This window comes from Desulfurella multipotens (genome assembly GCF_900101285.1).
GTDB lineage: Bacteria > Campylobacterota_A > Desulfurellia > Desulfurellales > Desulfurellaceae > Desulfurella > Desulfurella acetivorans.
This window is the reverse complement of record NZ_FMYU01000008.1, coordinates 1-18,384: the sequence shown is the minus strand read 5'-3', so window position 1 is coordinate 18,384 and position 18,384 is coordinate 1. Positions and strand designations below refer to the sequence as shown.

18 protein-coding genes are annotated in these 18,384 nt (G+C 33.0%); 14 read left to right on the top strand and 4 right to left on the bottom strand.

Annotated elements, in window-relative coordinates; translation table 11 throughout:
- Window positions 1-3 precede the first annotated feature (3 nt).
- The 14 genes from BLQ93_RS06105 to BLQ93_RS06040 all read left to right on the top strand — a co-directional run bounded on the left by BLQ93_RS06105 (window position 4) and on the right by BLQ93_RS06040 (window position 14,924).
- On the top strand, window positions 4-1,461 hold the full coding sequence (locus tag BLQ93_RS06105) for an NADH-quinone oxidoreductase subunit N (RefSeq protein ID WP_092128950.1): 1,458 nt from the start codon (window positions 4-6) through the stop codon (window positions 1,459-1,461).
- 241 nt (window positions 1,462-1,702) lie between these two features.
- The gene (locus BLQ93_RS06100; protein WP_092128948.1) at window positions 1,703-2,401 is read left to right on the top strand and encodes a type II secretion system protein; all 699 of its coding nucleotides are present in this window, start codon (window positions 1,703-1,705) and stop codon (window positions 2,399-2,401) included.
- A gap of 46 nt (window positions 2,402-2,447) precedes the next feature.
- Window positions 2,448-3,386, top strand: coding sequence for a type II secretion system protein (locus tag BLQ93_RS06095; RefSeq protein ID WP_092128946.1), 939 nt, complete (start codon window positions 2,448-2,450; stop codon window positions 3,384-3,386).
- Between the two features lie 52 nt (window positions 3,387-3,438).
- Window positions 3,439-5,079 carry a GspE/PulE family protein gene (locus tag BLQ93_RS06090; RefSeq protein WP_092128944.1) on the top strand — a complete coding sequence of 547 codons (1,641 nt, stop codon included), beginning with the start codon at window positions 3,439-3,441 and terminating at the stop codon, window positions 5,077-5,079.
- Window positions 5,076-6,269, top strand: a complete 1,194-nt coding sequence (locus BLQ93_RS06085) for a type II secretion system F family protein (RefSeq protein ID WP_092128942.1) — start codon at window positions 5,076-5,078, stop codon at window positions 6,267-6,269. The genes BLQ93_RS06090 and BLQ93_RS06085 overlap by 4 nt, the downstream gene beginning before the upstream one ends.
- Window positions 6,266-7,096, top strand: coding sequence for an ExeA family protein (locus BLQ93_RS06080; protein ID WP_092128940.1), 831 nt, complete (start codon window positions 6,266-6,268; stop codon window positions 7,094-7,096). The genes BLQ93_RS06085 and BLQ93_RS06080 overlap by 4 nt, the downstream gene beginning before the upstream one ends.
- Window positions 7,097-8,422 (top strand): hypothetical protein, encoded by a 1,326-nt coding sequence (locus BLQ93_RS06075; RefSeq protein WP_092128938.1) that lies wholly within the window; start codon window positions 7,097-7,099, stop codon window positions 8,420-8,422.
- Window positions 8,409-8,792, top strand: a complete 384-nt coding sequence (locus BLQ93_RS06070; protein ID WP_092128936.1) for a hypothetical protein — start codon at window positions 8,409-8,411, stop codon at window positions 8,790-8,792. The genes BLQ93_RS06075 and BLQ93_RS06070 overlap by 14 nt, the downstream gene beginning before the upstream one ends.
- Window positions 8,789-9,199 carry a hypothetical protein gene (locus BLQ93_RS06065; protein ID WP_092128934.1) on the top strand — a complete coding sequence of 137 codons (411 nt, stop codon included), beginning with the start codon at window positions 8,789-8,791 and terminating at the stop codon, window positions 9,197-9,199. The genes BLQ93_RS06070 and BLQ93_RS06065 overlap by 4 nt, the downstream gene beginning before the upstream one ends.
- Window positions 9,183-11,078 carry a type II secretion system protein GspD gene (locus BLQ93_RS06060; protein WP_092128931.1) on the top strand — a complete coding sequence of 632 codons (1,896 nt, stop codon included), beginning with the start codon at window positions 9,183-9,185 and terminating at the stop codon, window positions 11,076-11,078. The genes BLQ93_RS06065 and BLQ93_RS06060 overlap by 17 nt, the downstream gene beginning before the upstream one ends.
- Window positions 11,071-11,871: a tetratricopeptide repeat protein gene (locus BLQ93_RS06055; RefSeq protein ID WP_092128929.1), complete on the top strand. Its 801-nt coding sequence runs from the start codon at window positions 11,071-11,073 to the stop codon at window positions 11,869-11,871. The genes BLQ93_RS06060 and BLQ93_RS06055 overlap by 8 nt, the downstream gene beginning before the upstream one ends.
- 67 nt (window positions 11,872-11,938) lie before the next feature.
- Window positions 11,939-13,159 carry an MFS transporter gene (locus tag BLQ93_RS06050; protein WP_084323507.1) on the top strand — a complete coding sequence of 407 codons (1,221 nt, stop codon included), beginning with the start codon at window positions 11,939-11,941 and terminating at the stop codon, window positions 13,157-13,159.
- Window positions 13,156-14,325, top strand: a complete 1,170-nt coding sequence (locus tag BLQ93_RS06045; protein ID WP_092128927.1) for a nicotinamide-nucleotide amidohydrolase family protein — start codon at window positions 13,156-13,158, stop codon at window positions 14,323-14,325. Before BLQ93_RS06050 ends, BLQ93_RS06045 begins: the two co-directional genes overlap by 4 nt.
- Window positions 14,326-14,387: 62 nt before the next feature.
- Entirely contained in the window at window positions 14,388-14,924 is a 537-nt protein-coding gene (locus BLQ93_RS06040; RefSeq protein ID WP_092128926.1) for a DUF805 domain-containing protein, read from the top strand.
- On the opposite strand, the gene folD is transcribed toward BLQ93_RS06040, so the two are convergent.
- The 4 genes from folD to BLQ93_RS06020 are packed head-to-tail and all read right to left on the bottom strand — an operon-like array spanning window position 14,921 to window position 18,372.
- The gene (gene folD / locus BLQ93_RS06035; RefSeq protein WP_092128924.1) at window positions 14,921-15,769 is read right to left on the bottom strand and encodes a bifunctional methylenetetrahydrofolate dehydrogenase/methenyltetrahydrofolate cyclohydrolase FolD; all 849 of its coding nucleotides are present in this window, start codon (window positions 15,767-15,769) and stop codon (window positions 14,921-14,923) included. The genes BLQ93_RS06040 and folD overlap by 4 nt on opposite strands.
- Window positions 15,770-15,778: 9 nt before the next feature.
- On the bottom strand, window positions 15,779-16,648 hold the full coding sequence (locus BLQ93_RS06030; RefSeq protein ID WP_025391373.1) for a DNA integrity scanning protein DisA nucleotide-binding domain protein: 870 nt from the start codon (window positions 16,646-16,648) through the stop codon (window positions 15,779-15,781).
- Entirely contained in the window at window positions 16,620-16,799 is a 180-nt protein-coding gene (locus tag BLQ93_RS06025; protein WP_092128922.1) for a hypothetical protein, read from the bottom strand. The genes BLQ93_RS06030 and BLQ93_RS06025 overlap by 29 nt, the downstream gene beginning before the upstream one ends.
- Window positions 16,800-16,854: 55 nt before the next feature.
- Window positions 16,855-18,372, bottom strand: coding sequence for a 2-isopropylmalate synthase (locus BLQ93_RS06020; RefSeq protein ID WP_092128920.1), 1,518 nt, complete (start codon window positions 18,370-18,372; stop codon window positions 16,855-16,857).
- Window positions 18,373-18,384: the final 12 nt, after the last annotated feature.

The following is an 18,384-nucleotide window of genomic DNA, read 5'->3' as shown; positions in this document are numbered from 1 at the left end:
AGTATGAATTTTTTAGCATATTACAGTATAAACGATCTAATAGCCATAGCTCCACAGTTGATTTTGACCATTTTTGGGTTTATTGTAACGCTTGTTGATTTATGGCTTCCAAAAGGTGAAAAAAGTGCAAACGCATTTATTGCTTTAATGGGATTTATACTAGCTGGTATCGTAAGTGTTATGATGTTTGATACAGGCACAACAAGTGCGTTTGTTGGTATGATCGTAACGGATAATGCTTCGCTTTTTATCGACCTTGTTATAATTATTGCAGGCATATTAGCTATTGCAATGAGCGTTAATTTTGTTGACAGAGAAGATATAAATATCGGAGAATACTACTCAATTATACTATTTTCAAGCGTTGCCATGATGTTTTTTGCTTCTACCTACAATCTTATTGTAATGTTTATAAGCGTTGAGACACTTTCTATTGGTATGTATATCTTGACGGGATTTTTGAAAAATAAGTCAGAAAGCATTGAAGCAGCAATGAAGTATTTTATACTGGGTTCTTTTGCTTCTGGTTTTTTAGTGCTTGGTATTGGTATAATGTATGGTTTGTTTGGCAGTGTAGATTTAAATGTAATAAGTGCAAGTTTAACCAAAGCAGCTGCTATTTACAAAGCTTTGGGTATACTAGCATTCATGCTGATTTTTATAGCTTTTGGGTTTAAAATAGCTGCATTTCCATTCCATGCGTGGACACCTGATGTTTATGCTGGAGCACCAACACCTATGAGCGCATTTATGTCAGTTGCTCCAAAAGCTGCTGCAATTTTAGCTCTAATGAGGCTTTTAATCGTAGGTATGCACCCAATCCAGATTGAGTGGACGCAAATGCTATGGATAATAGCAGCAGTGACCATGACATTTGGTAATACAGTAGCACTCTGGCAAAAAGATTTAAAAAGACTGCTTGGTTACTCAAGTATATCTCATGCAGGCTATATGCTTGTAGGTATTACTGCAGCAAATAGCCTCGGATATGGTGCAGTATTGTTTTACTTATTTGGGTATTTATTTATGAATCTGGGTGCTTTTTCTGTAGCCGAATTTATAAGCAAGAAAGGTGATACAAATACAGAGATTGCAAACCTAAAAGGTATAGCCTACAAATACCCGCTAATTGGTGTTGCAATGCTTATATTTATGTTTTCGCTTGCAGGTGTACCACCAACTGTGGGCTTTATTGGAAAATACTACCTATTTTCTGCAGCTGTGCAATCTCACCTTTACTGGCTGGCAATTATTGGCGTTATAAATAGCGCAATTTCTGCATACTTTTATTTGAATGTAGTTGTAACAATGTACATGAAAGGCGATACAGAGGGTGAGTTTAGTATACTTAACTCTGGTTTGCTTAAAACTACGATATTAATTGGTGCTGTTGGCACAATCATTTTTGGAATATTTCCAAGCTATATTTTGAGCATTGCTTTGCACTCTGTGGCATTTTAATTTTTGGGGCGCTAACGCTTCGGGATGATACCCCTCGTCATTTTTGAAGCGTTAGCGAAGAACCACACACGCGCAGGGTGACCTAACCGTCATTCTAAAGGAGCGCAAAGCGTCCGAAAGAATCTCAAGTAGATCCTTTGTTTCACTCAGGATGACTGCTTACTTTTTTTAAAAAAAACTTGACAAATTAAATCATATACCGATAATGATAAATAAGAATATAATACATGCGGAGGTATATATGAAAAGGTCAAAAAATGCAGGCTTTACTTTAATTGAGCTTGCGATTGTGCTTGTGGTAATTGGTTTGATTATAGCAGCAGTGCTTAAAGGTGAGGATTTAATTCAGAACGCAAGGATGCTAAATTTCGTAACAAACCCTGTTCAAAAAGCACAGGTTGCAGCAATGGCTTATTATGACAGGACAGGTCAGTTTCCTGCAATGACAGGAAGTACTACTAATGATAGTAAGCCGCTTCTTGAGATGTATAACGCAGGAATTGACGGCGTACTTGATTTAAACAATCCGTTTACAAAAGGCAGTACTCAACTTGGAATAGTGTTTTCAAGCATAAAGGATAGTACTAGTGGTGCTACATATCCTGTTATTGTAATTACTCCAGTGACAGTTAGCGGTACAACTGTTAGTGCATCTACATGGACACCATCTGCTATAGGTTATGCAAATTACTTAAAAAGCAAGATTGATGGCAATAGTTCAAGCTGGTCAACTGGTAGTGTAAGGTTTATTAATACCACTCCTACATTTACGTTTACACTTTTATCAAATGAAATTACAGGCGTTACTACCAATACTTATGATGGTTATGTTACATCTGCTTTATCTGCTGCTTTGACGAATTCAAGTACTTATACTACACCGACAGCTAACACTACAACAGGTACTCTTCTTTACTTCTACAACCAGCAGCCACATTAAAATTTGATTTTTAGCGGTGCAAACTTTGCGCCGCTATTTATATTTTATGAAAAAAGGCTTTACTTTAATTGAGCTTGCCATTGTGCTTGTTATAATTGGTTTATTAATTGGCGTTGGTGTAAGTTTGCTGCCTGGGCTTATAGCTCAGCAAAAATATACGCAAAATCAAAGCCTTATAAACCAAAACTACAATACGCTTATTGGCTACATTATGGCAAATGTCAAATTGCCAATGGCTGCATCAAACACAAATGGCACTGCTTCAAATCAAAACATAGGTTACCTGCCATATACTACAATAGGTGGGCTCCAAAAGGATGCGTATGGCAATACATTTTACTATGCGCTAAATACAAGAACTTTAAATATTTCTATAAATGGCGCAAACCCAACAAGTATGAACCTTGCAAATACAAGCAGTATACAAAATTTTTGTGCAGTGCTTTATGCTCTAAATTATTATTATGCTCAAAATCCTACGCTTAGCTCAAGCGATGTTAGAACAATCAATGCTCCAAATGCTACACCTGTAATGGACGCTTTTGTTATCATATCAAGCGGTGCAAACAACAAGCTTGATAGTCCAAATACAATTACAAACTCAAATGGAGTTTTTGCAAGCCAGCAATACCCACTTTCAAATACTTACGACGATAGTGTAATGGCATTATCCATAACAGATGCAATTGGCAAGTTTTGCACAAATTACACCTACAGCGGTAGCTGCAGTGGCACAACTTGCACTTTAACTTCATCATCACAGCAACAGCCACCACAGCAAAATCAGTTAACATTAACGCCACCTTCTGGCTATACTTTTTCATCCGGTTCAGGAACTGTATCTGTAAGTGGCGGCTCATCACCATATACTTGCACGGCAACTACAAATTCTGTGTTTTGTCAGGCAAGTTGCAGTGCAAATAATAAATCTGTATCATTAAAAAACATATTGGCAGGTTTTGGATTACTTGCACAGCAAATATAACTTTTACAGATAAAAATGGACTTGTAGGCAGTGGTGTCTATTATTATTAACCATGGCTAAAAAGCGCTTAGGAGAATTATTAAAAGACGAAGGATATATTAATGATAATCATATAAAATTTGCCCTAAAAGAACAGAAAGCTACAGGTGAGCTTTTAGGAGAAGTTTTAGTCAGGCTTGGCATTGTAACAGACAGAGAAATTGCTCAAAGCTTATCAAAACAGTTTGATTTGCCATTTATTGATATAAAAGAAATTAAGCCCGATGATAATGCAATGAAGCTTATAAACCTTAATTTTTGCAGACAGCATAAGGTGCTTGCTTTTGAAAAAAAGGACAACACTTTAAATATTGCTATTGCAAATCCAGATGATGAACGGCTTTTTGACCTAATATCTCGCATTACCACATTAAAGCCAAACTTTTATATAGCAAGTCAAAGCGAAATACAAGAAGCAATTGAAACAAATTATTATCTCTTAGAGCACCCCATAGAGCAGGATATAGAGCGCGTTATAAATGTAATTAGGTCAAACCCCAATGCAGATATAAATATGGAAGATTTTACACGCTCAATTTTTATTTTAGCAATAAATATGCGCTCAAGCGACATACATATAACGCCTACAGATAAAAGCCTGCATATACATTTTCGCATAGATGGTGTTTTGCAACTGGTATACTCTATGCCACAAACACTTGCAAATCGTTTTATATCAAACATAAAAGTAAGATCAGGTATGGATATATCAGAGCAAAGAAAACCGCAAGACGGGCGCATTAGCTTTGAATTTTTAGGAAAAACTTACGACATGAGGGTTTCGACTGTAAGAACAGTTTATGGTGAAAATGTTGTTATAAGAATATTAGGTGCAAGCTCCAGTTTGTACTCTATGCCTAATTTGGGTTTTGACGATAAAGATCTTGCAAAACTGGAAATAGCATTTTCAAAACCTTATGGTATTATACTGATAAGCGGTCCAACAGGTTCTGGCAAAACCACTACACTTTATGCTGCACTGCGCCGCATAAATGCTTTGGAAAAAAATATAATGACAGTAGAAGACCCAATTGAGTATAAATACCCAATGGCACGCCAGACGCAAGTAAATGAACTTGCAGGGTATGATTTTTCTAGTGCTATAGTATCATTTATGAGACAAGATCCAGATGTAATACTGATTGGCGAGATTAGAGATGCAAAAACAGCCCAAATGGCAATAAGAGCCTCTATGACAGGACACCTGGTATTGTCAACTATTCATGCAAATGATTGCATAGGCATTATTCCAAGACTCAAAGATTTAGGTGCAGATAGCTTTTTGATTGCAAGCTCTGTTGTTGCGCTTGTGTCCCAGAGGCTTGTTAGAAAGCTTTGCCCTTTTTGTAAGCAAGAAGTTGAAACATCGCGTGAAGATATGGAGTTTTTAACCATTGATAAACCAATTAGTATATATAAAAAACATGGTTGTCCAAAATGCAATTTTACGGGTTATATAGGGCGTACGGTAGTTTCTCAAATTTTGCTTATAAATGATACAATAAGAAACCTAATAGCGCAAGACGAACCCCTTTATAAAATAGAAAAAGAAGCTTATGAAAGCGGTATGCGCACACTTTTAGATGATGCAAAAAGAAAAGTACTGCAAGGTATTACAGATATTGACGAAGTGTTAAGGGTATTTGGTAGATGAAGTACAAGGTTTGGGTTATTGATAGCGAAGGTAATTTAGCAGTGCGCATATTTATTAGCCCATCTGAAGAAGCTTTATTAACAAGAATAGAAAGGGAAAATTTAACGCCAATAAAATTTAAACCTATAAGGTTTTCTTTTTTTGAGCCAAAAATCAAACGTAAAGAAATTATAGAGTTTTGCAATAATTTGTCTTTAATGTTGGGCGGTGGTATATCGCTGCTTGAAGCATTGGAAGAATTAGCTATAAATACAAAAAATAAGCGTTTTAAACTCATAACAGAAGAAGTGATTTTTGATATTAGAGAAGGCATGAGTTTTTCGGATGCACTAAAACGCCACAAGGTTTTCCCAGAGGTGCTTATACATTTAGTTAGAATTGGAGAAGAAACAGGAACACTTTCGGGCGTTTTAAAAGATGCAGCAGAACATTTACAAAAGATTGATGATATTATATCAAATACAAAAAGGGCTCTAATGTATCCATTGTTTGTTAGCTTTTCTATGTTTGGAGCTGCAGCTTTTTGGATGTTTTATGTTTTGCCTAAATTAACTGCTGTGTTTAGCACAATGGGTTTGAAGTTGCCTTTGCCTACGGTTTTGCTTATAAAAAGTGTGGCTTTTTTGAATCATTATTGGTGGATTTTTCCTTTAGTGTTTGGTATGTTTTTTGTTGGTTTTTTCTTGCTAAAGTTAAGTGAAAAAGGGAAATTTTTTTTAGATTCTGTCATGTACAAAATGCCAATTTTTGGCACACTAATTTTAACAAGCAACCTTGCATTTTTTTTTGAGTATGAAGCATTGCTTTTGCGTGTAGGCGTATCAATTACAAACTCGCTTGATATAATAAAAAAAGCTTTTAAAAATCTTGTATTTAAATCTGCTGTAGAAAATACGAATGAAAGTATTAAAAACGGTATGGGACTAAGTGAATCTTTTAGAAAAAACAAAATATTTGAACCTTTTATTATACGAATGATATCAGCTGGTGAAAAAACGGGCGAGATTGACAAACAGATGAGCTATATTGCAAACTCATACTATACAAAAGTTAATCGTATGGTAGAAGTAATGGAAAAAACAATAGAGCCAATAGTATTAACAATTGCTGGTGTATTCTTTTTTATCATTGTGCTAGCTTTAATTGTTCCTGTATATCAGCTTGTATCTAAAATGGGAGCTGTTAGGTGAAGCAAGAAGTGCTTGATTTTTTTAAGTTAAGTGATGATCCATTTAGATTAACGCCTGATTTAGATTTTTACTTTCCAAGCAGATCGCACACGCAGATACTTGATATATTAAAGTATTTTTTTGAGTCAAATGAAGCTTTTGCAGTAGTTGTTGGTGAAGTAGGATGTGGTAAAACCATGCTTATTAGAATGTTGCTTGAAAACATACCTGAAAATTTTGAAACAGCAGTTTTAATATCACCAATTTTGCAGCCAAAAGAGCTTATTTTAGCAATTTTATACGATTTGGGCGTAAAAACTGATAGTGAACTTAACCTTGATGTGCTTTTGAGGCAATTTCAAGATTATCTTATACAACTTTCTCAAAATAGAAAAAAATTAGCAATTATTATAGATGAAGCACAAGACTTGCCTAATGAAACACTTGAACAATTGAGATTATTATCAAATATAGAAACAACAAAAAACAAATTAATGCAAATTTTGCTTGTAGGCCAACCAGAGCTTAATAATAAACTTTCAAGCTATACTATGCGCCAGTTGAGGCAACGCATAAGCATTTATGAATCTTTGGATCAATTATCTAAGCAGGAAGCTTTGCATTATATTTTATTTAGATTATCAAAAGTCCAAAAAGGCGATCTGTCTTTTACAAATGTTGCGCTAAAAACTATTGCAAAAAGCTCACTTGGGATACCAAGGCTAATTAATACAATTTGTTCAAGATCGCTTTTTATTGCATATTCACTCAATACAAATAGAATAAATTTTGCTATTGTTAAAGAAGCTTTGCAAAGCTTAAATATAAAACTTAGGTTTGGTTTTTAAATGAAAAAACTACTGTATTGTTCAAAAAAAGGTATAAAAATAGTATCATATAAAAATGGGAAAAAATTTGAGATATTGGATATTAAAGAATCTGATATAGAAACTTTGCCTGAATTTATTAAACCAAAAGACATAGTTAGCTTAGCATTTGAATCTAATTTGTATGTAGATACAGGTGAATTTATAAGCTTATCAAAGCTTGCAACTCATGCTTCAATAAAAAATACAGTAAGTAATCTGGGTATTTTTGGTCAGGATTTTGAAATCAGTTTCAAAAAACTAAAGCCGATAGATAAAACAAAAGCAATATTTTATTATGTAGTGGTAAACAAAGATAGTTTTGATTTTATAGATAGACTTGATTGTACAATTGAACAGTGTGTGCCTGTTGAAATTGCAATTAAAAATTTATTTTGTAATCAATATGCAAATCAGTTGCCTATTTTGGCAATAATCGAAAAAGATGAATTTATCATAACTATTGCCTTTGACAAAGATAGATTGTTAAATGCAAAAAAAATTCATAAAGAAGGTTTTGGCACTGAAACTCAAGAGTTAATTCAGTATATAGAGCAAATTGTATCGCAATACAGTGTAAAAAATATTTACTGCTTAGGTTCAAAAGAATTGATTGACAATTTACAAAATGCAAATATTAAGGTTAGTGCACCAACTTTTAAATTTGATAGCAAGCTTGAATTAAACGATTATATTGAAGTATTGGGTTTGCTTTATAAAAGCGATATTAATTTTCTAACGCCCAAACATAAAGAAAACTATGAAACATTTAAACACGCTCAAATTGCTAGTAAACTTTCGATTGTTGTTTTGATAGGTGGGGTTTTGATATTTTTTGCGGGTTTTATTAATTACTTTAAAATTTTAGATTTAACTAATCAGTTGAATGCTGAATTATCTTCATATAATAAAAGTTTAGGGTCAATAGATACAAACATCAATGCTACAAACATACAAAATAATATAAATTTGTTCATTAAATATCAAAAATTACCAAGATTAGACTCAATTTTAAGTGAACTTTCAACTTATAAATTACCTAACTTGTATTTTATAGAAGTGGATATTTCAAATGCTCAACCTGCAAACATTCAAAACGCTACATCAAATAATACGCTTGAAACTGTTAATTATACAATCAATATAAAAGGTTTGGTCTTTGGTGATCTAAAAAGTGCCAAAGGCGAGTTTAATGAATTTTTAAAAGAAGTTTCAAAAAATTATAAAATAAATGTATCTAACTTTTATTATTTGGATGGAAAATTGCTATTTGATTTGAGTCTTGAGGAAAAAAATGTATTATCTTAAAAAAGCTTTGTTGAGTGTTTTTATTGTATCTGTTTTTAGCAGTTTTTCGATAATATTTTATAGGTATACTTTGGCTAAGCTAAATATACTAAATCAAGCTATGTCAACTTTATCATCTTATCAAAACAAAATTTCTACAGTTAAGCAAAAATTAAGTGTGTTAAAACGTGACGAAAGTATCATTAAAGGTATAGACGCAAAATTAAAGACAAATTTTAAAATAAACTTATCAGAAAATAGTTTAATTAAGCTTGTTGAAGATATAGATAGTCTTTATAGTTCTGGTATGGTAGTTATAAAGGATGCTAAAATCCAGTCTTCAAATGGTACTTTAAATTGCACAATTGAAGGTTTTAGGTGGGGTTTATGAAGCCTCAGAGCATTACTGTTTATATACCTTTTTTTATAATTTTGTTGGGATTGATTTGGCCTATTAAACTTAATCCGTATAATATTTTATTGCCTGATAGTCTAAAAGATATTGAAAGTTTGAATATCCCAAGTATACAGGTAAAAAAGCAAATAGATACAAAACCACAAGAGATATTTCTTATAAATAAAAATGTTTTGACTCTACAGCCTAATACATTTGAGTTTACTATGCCAAAACTTACTATTATATCAAAAGATAAATACGGATATTTTTGTTTTTTAGATGGAAAATTTTATAGAGTTGGACAGTCAAGTGATGGGTTTAAAGTTTTGAAAATAGGAAGTGATTATGTTATCCTGCAAACACCAATAGGGAGGCAAACATTGTATGTTAAAATACCTTAAGTATATTTTGTTATGTTTTTTAGTAACGTCATGCGCTACAAGCAGAGAAATTGCGAAAAATGATTTTTCTATAAAATCTGAAACTCAAGATGTTACATCACCGCTACCAAATAAAATTATCTTTAAACCTCAATTTGAAAGCGTTTCACCAATAAATACCCAGTATATAAACTTGATTGTAAAAGATGCAGATTTTAAAGATGTATATTATACAATAGCAAAGGTGGCGGGTCTTAATTTGGTAATTGATTCAAACTTAGAAAGTATTACTCAAAAGCCAAAAACACAAAATATACAACCGCAAGCCAATTACCAGGCACTTTATAACCCTTATTATAATCCATACGTTCCAAATACGAGCTTTAATCAATCACCAAATTCTTCTTACTCGCCTCAATTTGTTGGTTTAAATCCATCTGTGCCGCAAAACCCAAATTCACTACAAGCTCCACAAAATCCCAATATTACAAAACCTATGCAAGCCCAAACCTACACTCAAGAAATTCAGCATTCTCAAAACCAACAGCAAATTTACTATGTACCTTTAGTCACTGTATCTTTCAAACATACACCTATTAAAGAAGCTCTTGATGCATTATCCCAATCTTTAAATTTGGTTTACGAAATAAAAGGCAAAACGCTTTATGTAAAAGAATTTGGTACAAAGATGTTTTATTTAAACTTTATAGCTTCCAAAAAACAGGCAAGCATAAGTGTAGGTGGCGATGTGTTGGGTAGTGCTAGCCAGTCAGCAGCAAGTGCAACGGGTGGTTCTGCTTCAACGCCTTTGACGGGAGAGTTCAAAATAACAGATTCTATTGGTACATCTTCTACGGATATTTATGCACAAATAGAAAATACGCTTAAAGCAATGCTTTCAAAAGAAGGTAAATACTCTCTTGATCCTTCCATTGGTCTTTTAGTTGTAAGGGATAGAGAACAGAATTTAAACTTAATTTCAAAATATATCCAAAATTTAAAATCACACTACGATTCTCAGGTACTTTTAGAAGTTAAGATCGTTGAGGTAAACTTAAACGATTCTTCAAGCTACGGCATAAATTGGAATGCTTTATTTAGAGCGGCAAATGGTCGCTTTACAGTGCAACAAAACTTATCTAATATACCACAAAATTCTCTAAATGCTCTAACATCAAATGCAAATTATCCGCCTGAAATTTATGGTCAGACTTTTCCTTTTAAACCAGGTATTTTTGGAACGGCACCAGGTGTTGCTACAAATAGTGCTTATATGCCCTCAGGTATAGCTGCAACTTTTAATACAAATAATTTCGGCGTATTGCTGGACGCTCTTGCTCAGTACGGTAATGTAAAGATTATCTCAAATCCACGCATATTGGTAACAAACGGTCAACCTGCTTTAATCAGTGTAGGCAAAAGCATATCGTATATTCAGTCTGTGCAGGTTACAACTACAACCGTAGCCGGTGGTACATCAACCACACAGCCTACTGTCAATTTAAATAGCGTGTTTGATGGCGTAATGCTAGGTGTAATTCCCTATATTAACAATTCAACAAACACAGTTAATTTAAGCATTACTCCTATAAAAAGCACTGTTTTGAGCCTAACGCCAACTACGATAGGTCAAAATTCATATACACTACCGCAGGTAAACCTTGAAGAAGCGACAACGCAGATTGCAGCCAAAAGCGATCAGATGATCGTAATAGGTGGTCTTATAAGCAAACAAATAAATAAATCAAATACACGTATACCTGTACTTGGCGACATACCAATTGTAGGTAATTTGTTTAAGCAAAACAATGAGTCCATAAGTAATGTTGAACTTGTAATATTAATAAAACCAATAATTTTAAGGACAGATTCTTCGGTAGTTAGAGGAGAAAGTGAGTAAACTATATGAGGCTTTAAAGAGGTTAGAGCAAGCAAAAAAACCACCTACCAATAATTATAATAAAAAACCAGACAAAAAAAACATAAAGTGGATCGTGCTTTTTTTTGTTTCAATTTTAGTTGGTAGTTTGCTTATTCATCTATCAGATTTTATTGGTAAATCCCCCTCTCAAAAAACGCAAAACGCAATAAAGATTTCTACACAAAACGAAACAAATTCTACAAACTCTACAAATCCAAAACTTTTAACAAAACAATTAAATGCTACAAATTCAACAAAAAGTCCAATTTTAAAGTCTGTATCAGAAAAAACTACAAATAAAAAAATTACAATTCAATCCAAACCTTCATATTCTCAACAGATTAGCACAACCAACCAAACAAAAACGGAGTCTACAAAAGAAAATCAATTAAAAAATGTTTTGCATTACCAGCAAGAAAAAGCAGAAAAACTTTCTAACTTAGCACTCAATATAAACAATAGTATAGAAAATGGCGATTATTATAGAGCAAAATTACTACTTAAAGAATATTTATCCATTCAAGAAGATCCTTTTGCCCTAAACGATCTTGCAGCAATATACATAAAAGAAGGACAATATTTACAGGCAGTAAAGCTTTTGCAAAAATCAATAAAGCAAAATCCATCCGCTGCAGCCTACATTAACATCATTTATTGTTACAAAAAACTTAATGATACAACTAAGCTTAATGAAATTTTAAAAACAATAAATCCTTCAATGTTTAATGATACCCAAAAAGCTATAATAAATGAAATCATAAATTCTAAATAGTGTTTATTTTAGTACTTTTTGATATAATAAATTTAAGGTTTAAAATTACAGCCAAAGGAGAGTTTTTATTAAAATTTTATCTCAAACTTTCAGTTCTCTTAGGTATAAAAATTTCAGGATTTTTTGGTTTGGCCAAATTATTTCTTCAATTGGTACCTGGATGCAAATTGTAGGTCAGGCGTGGCTTGTCTTGAAATTGACAAACTCGCCTTTTTTACTTGGTCTCGTTGTTGCTTTTCAGTATTTGCCTATTTTGTTTTTTTCTTTATATGCAGGAGATGTTGCAGATAGATTCAAAAAACGCTATATTGTAATAATTACACAAAGCTCTATGGCGCTTTTTTCTCTAATATTAGCTATACTTACAGGTTTTGATGTTATAACTTATATTGAAGTTTTGATGCTAACTGCTCTTATGGGTCTTGCTCAAACATTTGATGTACCAGCAAGGCAATCATTTATGATAGATTTGGTTGGTAAAAATGATTTATCAAATGCTATCGCGCTAAACTCTACAATATTTAACCTAGCGCGTATTATAGGTCCTGCAATTGCAGGCATAATGATTGCAAAGATTGGTATCAAGGCTACCTTTTATGCGAATGCCATAAGCTTTGTGCCTCTTGTTATTGGTTTATTTTTTATTGATAAGGATGGTGAGCCTTCTGGCAAAAGAAGTTCCCTAAAAAACAGTGTAAAAGAATTAATTGCATTCATAAAGACAAATAAAGTTTTACTTGATATAATTATTTTGCTAACAATATTGTCAATATTTGCAATGAATTTCAGTGTGCTTGTGCCTCTTTTGGCAAAATATACACTAAAACAAAATGCCATTGGCTTTGGTATGTTAATGACTTATATGGGTCTTGGCTCATTTTTTGGAGCTATGTTTATAGCATATATCTCAAAAAAAACGTCTTACCTCAAATTAATGATTATAAATGCTTTTGGTTTAAATATTTTTCAAATTTTGATGGCAATATCTAAAAACTATACTCAAGCAAGCATTTCAATATTTGCTGCAGGCTTTTGTTTAATTGCATATATTATACTATCAAATACAATTATGCAGCTTTTATCTACAAATGAGCTAAGGGGTCGCATAATGAGTGTATACTCATTAGTATTTTTGGGTGTTACGCCATTTGGGAGTATATTTAGCGGAATAGTCGCAAATTATATTGGTATAAGATTTGCAATATTTAGTGGTGCAGTTATTGGATTTTTAGTTTGCTTGTTTTACTTGAAGAGATTTATTTTGTACATAAGGGAGGTTCTATTATGAATGTTGGTATTTTAATTACAGGTAGTGAGTTTGCAACAGGATCAAAACAGGATACAAATTCGTCTATTTTTGCAAAAATAGCATTTGAACGAGGTCTTGATGTAGCTTTTATACATATTTGCAAAGATATTGAAGAGGAGATTGAAAAAAGTGTTCAATTTGCGCTTGAAATGTGCGATATACTTATTGTAAGCGGTGGACTGGGTCCGACATTTGATGATGTAACACGTCAGGCATTATCAAAAGCATTCAATGAAAAGTTAATTTACGATGAAGCGTGGCTTAAGTATTTAGAAAATGAGTATAGTTTGCGCAATGTAGAATTCACAAATGCAAGGAAAAATATGGCGCTTAGACTTTTAAATTCAAAGCCAATAACCAATGATTACGGTAAAGCTTTAGGTTTTATCTATGAAAAAAACCACAAAGTAACAATTGTTTTGCCAGGCATACCGCAAGAAGCAAAAAGTATGCTAATTAAAGCTTTTAATGAGTTGGGTTATACAAAAAAAATTAGAGAAATTTCATTGTTTAGGACATTTGGCTTAAAAGAAAGTGATGTTAGCAGTTTAGTTAAAGATTTTGGCAATACATTTATTAATGTTTCGGCTTTGGGTGTTGATGTTTATGCCAAAGAATCCACAAGTGCCAGTAAAATTGAAGCTGTTCTTGGTAAATACATATATGCACACGATGAGTCTGAAATGGAGGAAATAGTTGGAAAGCTATTAAGGCAAAAGCAATTAACGATTGCGACAGCTGAATCCTCAACAGGTGGCCTTATTGTATCAAGAATTGTAAATGTAGCAGGATCGTCTGATTATTGTTTGGGTGGTATAGTTAGCTACTCTAACCAGGCAAAAATGAACATACTTGGTGTAAAAGAGCAAACGCTAAAATCTTTTGGTGCAGTTAGTGAGCAAACGGCAAAAGAAATGCTTCTTGGTGCTAAGCGTCTTTTTGGCGCAGATATTGTTTTAGCTGATACAGGTATTGCTGGACCAGGTGGTGGTACATCTGAAAAACCAGTAGGTTTGCACTATATAGGTATTATGGTAAAAGACAATATTAGTATTTATAAAGAGATTTATCAGGCACAAAGAAACTATACAAGATTGTATATTTCTCAGTTTGCCCTAAATTTAGTTAGACTTGCACTTTCTTAAAAATTATTTTTTGCTTTACAATACACTAATAATTGTTTATACTTTTTTTGCAAGAAGGTTTCATGAACAATCTAGAAATGCATGAAACTCAAGAAACAATTTATAGTTCAAATAATCCTTTAAAATATTGGTTATATGTTTTAAAACACTCATTGGATTTTAAAACACGATCGCCTAGAAAAGAATTTTGGATGTTTTATCTGGGAAATATTATAGTATTTGTTATTTTGATATCTTTACTAACGCTTGTTTTATATATATTTAAAGTTACAGATTATACTCAGTTAGTTGCAATTTACTCAACTTTTGTTATTGTATGGAGGATTATTTTGTTATTGCCAGCGCTTTCATTGCAGACAAGGCGTTTTCACGATTTAAACAAAAGTGGTTTTTATACAATTTTGTTTTTTGTATGTAATTTTTTGCTAGGGTATTTATCTAGTTTTTTAGAACACGTGTCAGAAGAAAGCAGTAAATTTGCTATTTTTGTAGCTATTTTCATAGTATGTTTTTTGATAGATATGTGGCTTTTTGTCCTACTTGGTTTTATTAAAGGCTCAAGTCAAGAAAATAAATATGGTCCAAATCCACTTGCTTAAACTATATTGTTTTGTTGTTTAGCTAAAAATACAGTATTTTCTATTAGCACAGCTATAGTCATAGGCCCAACACCACCTGGGACTGGTGTTATGTAGCTAGCAATTTTTGATACATTTTCAAAATCAACATCGCCTACGATTTTATCATTAATTTTAGTTATACCTACATCCACTACAACTGCACCTTCTTTTACCATATCTTGGGTAATTAAATGGGCTTTGCCTGTAGCGCTTATTATGATATCTGCATTTTTTGTTTTATCTTTGAGATTTTTTGTATATATGTGACAGATTTGTACACTGGCATATTCATTCAAAAGCATATAAGACATGGGTTTACCTGTAATATTGCCTGTGCCTATTACGCATACATCTTTGCCTTTTAATTCTATATTGTACTCTTCAAATAACTTCATTACGCCATATGGTGTACATGGATAAATAAATGGTTTACCGCGCAATAATCTTCCCATATTGTATGGGTGAAATCCATCTACATCTTTTTTAGGATCAATTGCTTCTATTACACGTTCTTCGTTAATTTTTGAAGGTAGAGGTAATTGTACTAAAATTGCATTAACCAGAGGATTTTTGTTCAACATATCTATTACATAAAGTAAATCTTTTTCATTTACTTCTTCAGGCATTCTATGATTTATAGAGTATATTCCTACTTCTTCACAAGCCTTTGTTTTCATATTAACGTATACTTGGCTTGCCGGGTTATTACCCACAAGGATAACAGCCAAACCTGGTATAATACCTTTAGATTTTAACTGATATATTTCATCTTTTACCTGAGACTTAATTTTATTTGCCAGTGTTTTACCGTCTAATACAACCATGCAACACTCTTATATAGCTTTTTCAATTTGTGTTATTAGTTTTCCGTTTTTAAAAACGCTAACGTCTCCTGTCGATTCTGATACAACTATGCTCATTGCATTTGATACACTAGTGATAGCAGCAGCAGCCATGTGTCTTGAACCCAAACCTTTGGGTAGATCAGTAGTGTCAGCAGAAGCTGCAATATGAGCCCCAGCCGACTCCAATGTACCATCCCCGCTGATTAAAAAAGCACCATCTAACACACTGTATTCTTTTATTGTATCATCAAGGTTGGATAACATAATATTTCTTTCTTTAGGATCGTAGCCCTTAAAAGGATTAAAAATCATTTGCTTAATGTATGGCTTTATATTTTCAATATCACCTAATACGAACAAAGCGCCAACAGATTTTCCTTCTCTTCCTTGGTTTGCTAGCTCAAGTGCAATACGCAATATTTTTTCAAATACTTCTGGTCTTATACTCTCACCAAAATCAATATTTTCTCTAAAAAGTAAAAGTTCTTTTTCTTTTTCTATTTCTAAATAGATCATACTATCTATATTATTTAGACCAGTTAAAGCTATAAGCCTTGAATCTTTGGATAAAATATTTGCAGCAAGAGCCATAACAATGGCTACTTTCAGTTTATTGGTTCTTGTAAAACTTATATTTGGTACTGTGATACTTGGAAGGTTTTTTAAATTTTGGAGTTGTTCATGATTATCTTCTTCAATCTCGGTACGTTTGAAAACAATAATTTTTCTTATGTCTTTTTTTAGAAGCTCATCTATGTTTAATTTTTTTATATCACTATAATATACAAGCAAGCTGATATCTTTATCCGTTTCTATTATACTGATTGCGCTATTTAGTATTTGTTCGCTTATTTGCATTTTCGGTTTGCCTTTCTTTTTCTTTTTTATCTTCTTGTTTTTTTAGAAAAGCTACATCAAGTGTAAAGTCTGGACAATATCTGTTTTCTATAATTTCTTTTTTTGCACAAAATTCTCTCCACGCACAAATCAAACAGCTTTTATTTTCCATAATTTTATTATACACCTTCAATAAAATTTTGCAAAGTTTTTAGTTTTTCAAAATTTTACATATACATCAGCGCTTTATTAATAGCATCCAGATAAGCTTTGGCGCTTGCTTCTATAACATCTGTTGCAACACCTCTGCCAATTATATTTTTATCAATATCAGGAAAATATACTTTTACAGTTGCTTCACCCAGGGCTTCTCTGCTTTCTGTTATGGATTTGATTTCATAAAATTTAAGTTGACCTTTGACGAATGTAATGCGCTCTAAAGCTTTATAAACTGCATCTACCGGACCATCTCCCAATGCTGCATCTTCAAAGATCTCACCGTTTTTAGATAACTTTATTGTAGCAGTAGGTGTAATGTTTGTGCCAGAGCTTACCTGCAAGCTCACAATTTCATACACTGATGGACTGAATTTTATTTTATCTTCTACGAGTGCATGTAGGTCTTCGTCGTATACTTCTTTTTTCTTGTCTGCAAGGACTTTGAATTTTTCAAATATGTCTTCAAGTTGTTCTTTGGTTAACTGATAGCCAAGCTCAACAAGCCTTTTTTCAAGTCCGTGTTTGCCTGAGTGTTTGCCAAGCACAAGTGAACTTGAGTCAATACCTACATCTTCTGGTTTCATGATTTCGTATGTGCTTTTTTCTTTAATTACACCGTCTTGGTGTATACCAGCTTCATGTGCAAAGGCATTTTTACCCACTATAGCTTTATTGCGCTGGATATCTATGCCTGTTAGCTTGCTTACAAGCCTGCTTGTGCGGTAGATTTCTTTTGTATTTATATTTGTTGAGGCTTTATATATATCGTTTCTAACCTTTATAGCCATAACAATTTCTTCCAAAGAGGCGTTCCCTGCACGTTCTCCTATGCCGTTTATTGTGCATTCTACCTGATCTGCACCAGCCAAAACTGCAGACAGAGAGTTAGCAACAGCCATACCTAAATCATTGTGACAGTGGACAGAAACTTCTGCTTTATCAATATTTGGTACTTTATTTTTTATGTAGGTTATAAGCTCATAGTATTCTTGAGGTGTAGTGTATCCCACTGTGTCTGGTAAATTTACAACGCTTGCTCCTGCATTAATTACACTTTCGACAACTTTGCAAAGGTAATCCCAGTTTGAGCGTGTTGCATCTTCTGCAGAAAACTCTACTTCTTCGCAGCCATTTCTTGCAAATTTCACAGCATCTACTGCTGCATCAAGCACAGCTTCATAGCTCATTTTTAGTTTCTTTTCTACATGTATAGGGCTTGTTGCTATAAATGTGTGCAGTCTTTTGCGTGGAGCTGGTTTTATTGCTTCTAAACCTTTTTCAATATCTTGCTTTACTGCTCTGGCAAGGGATGCTATGGTAGAATTCTTTATTATTTTTGCTATTGCATTTATTGCTTCAAAATCACCTGGACTTGCTGCAGCAAAGCCTGCTTCAATAACATCAACACCTAACTTTTCAAGTTGTTTTGCAATTGCTATTTTTTCTTCAATATTTAAACTGGCACCCGGTGATTGTTCTCCATCCCTTAGTGTTGTGTCAAATATTTTTACTATCCTGGAGCTCATGGTTAACCCTCC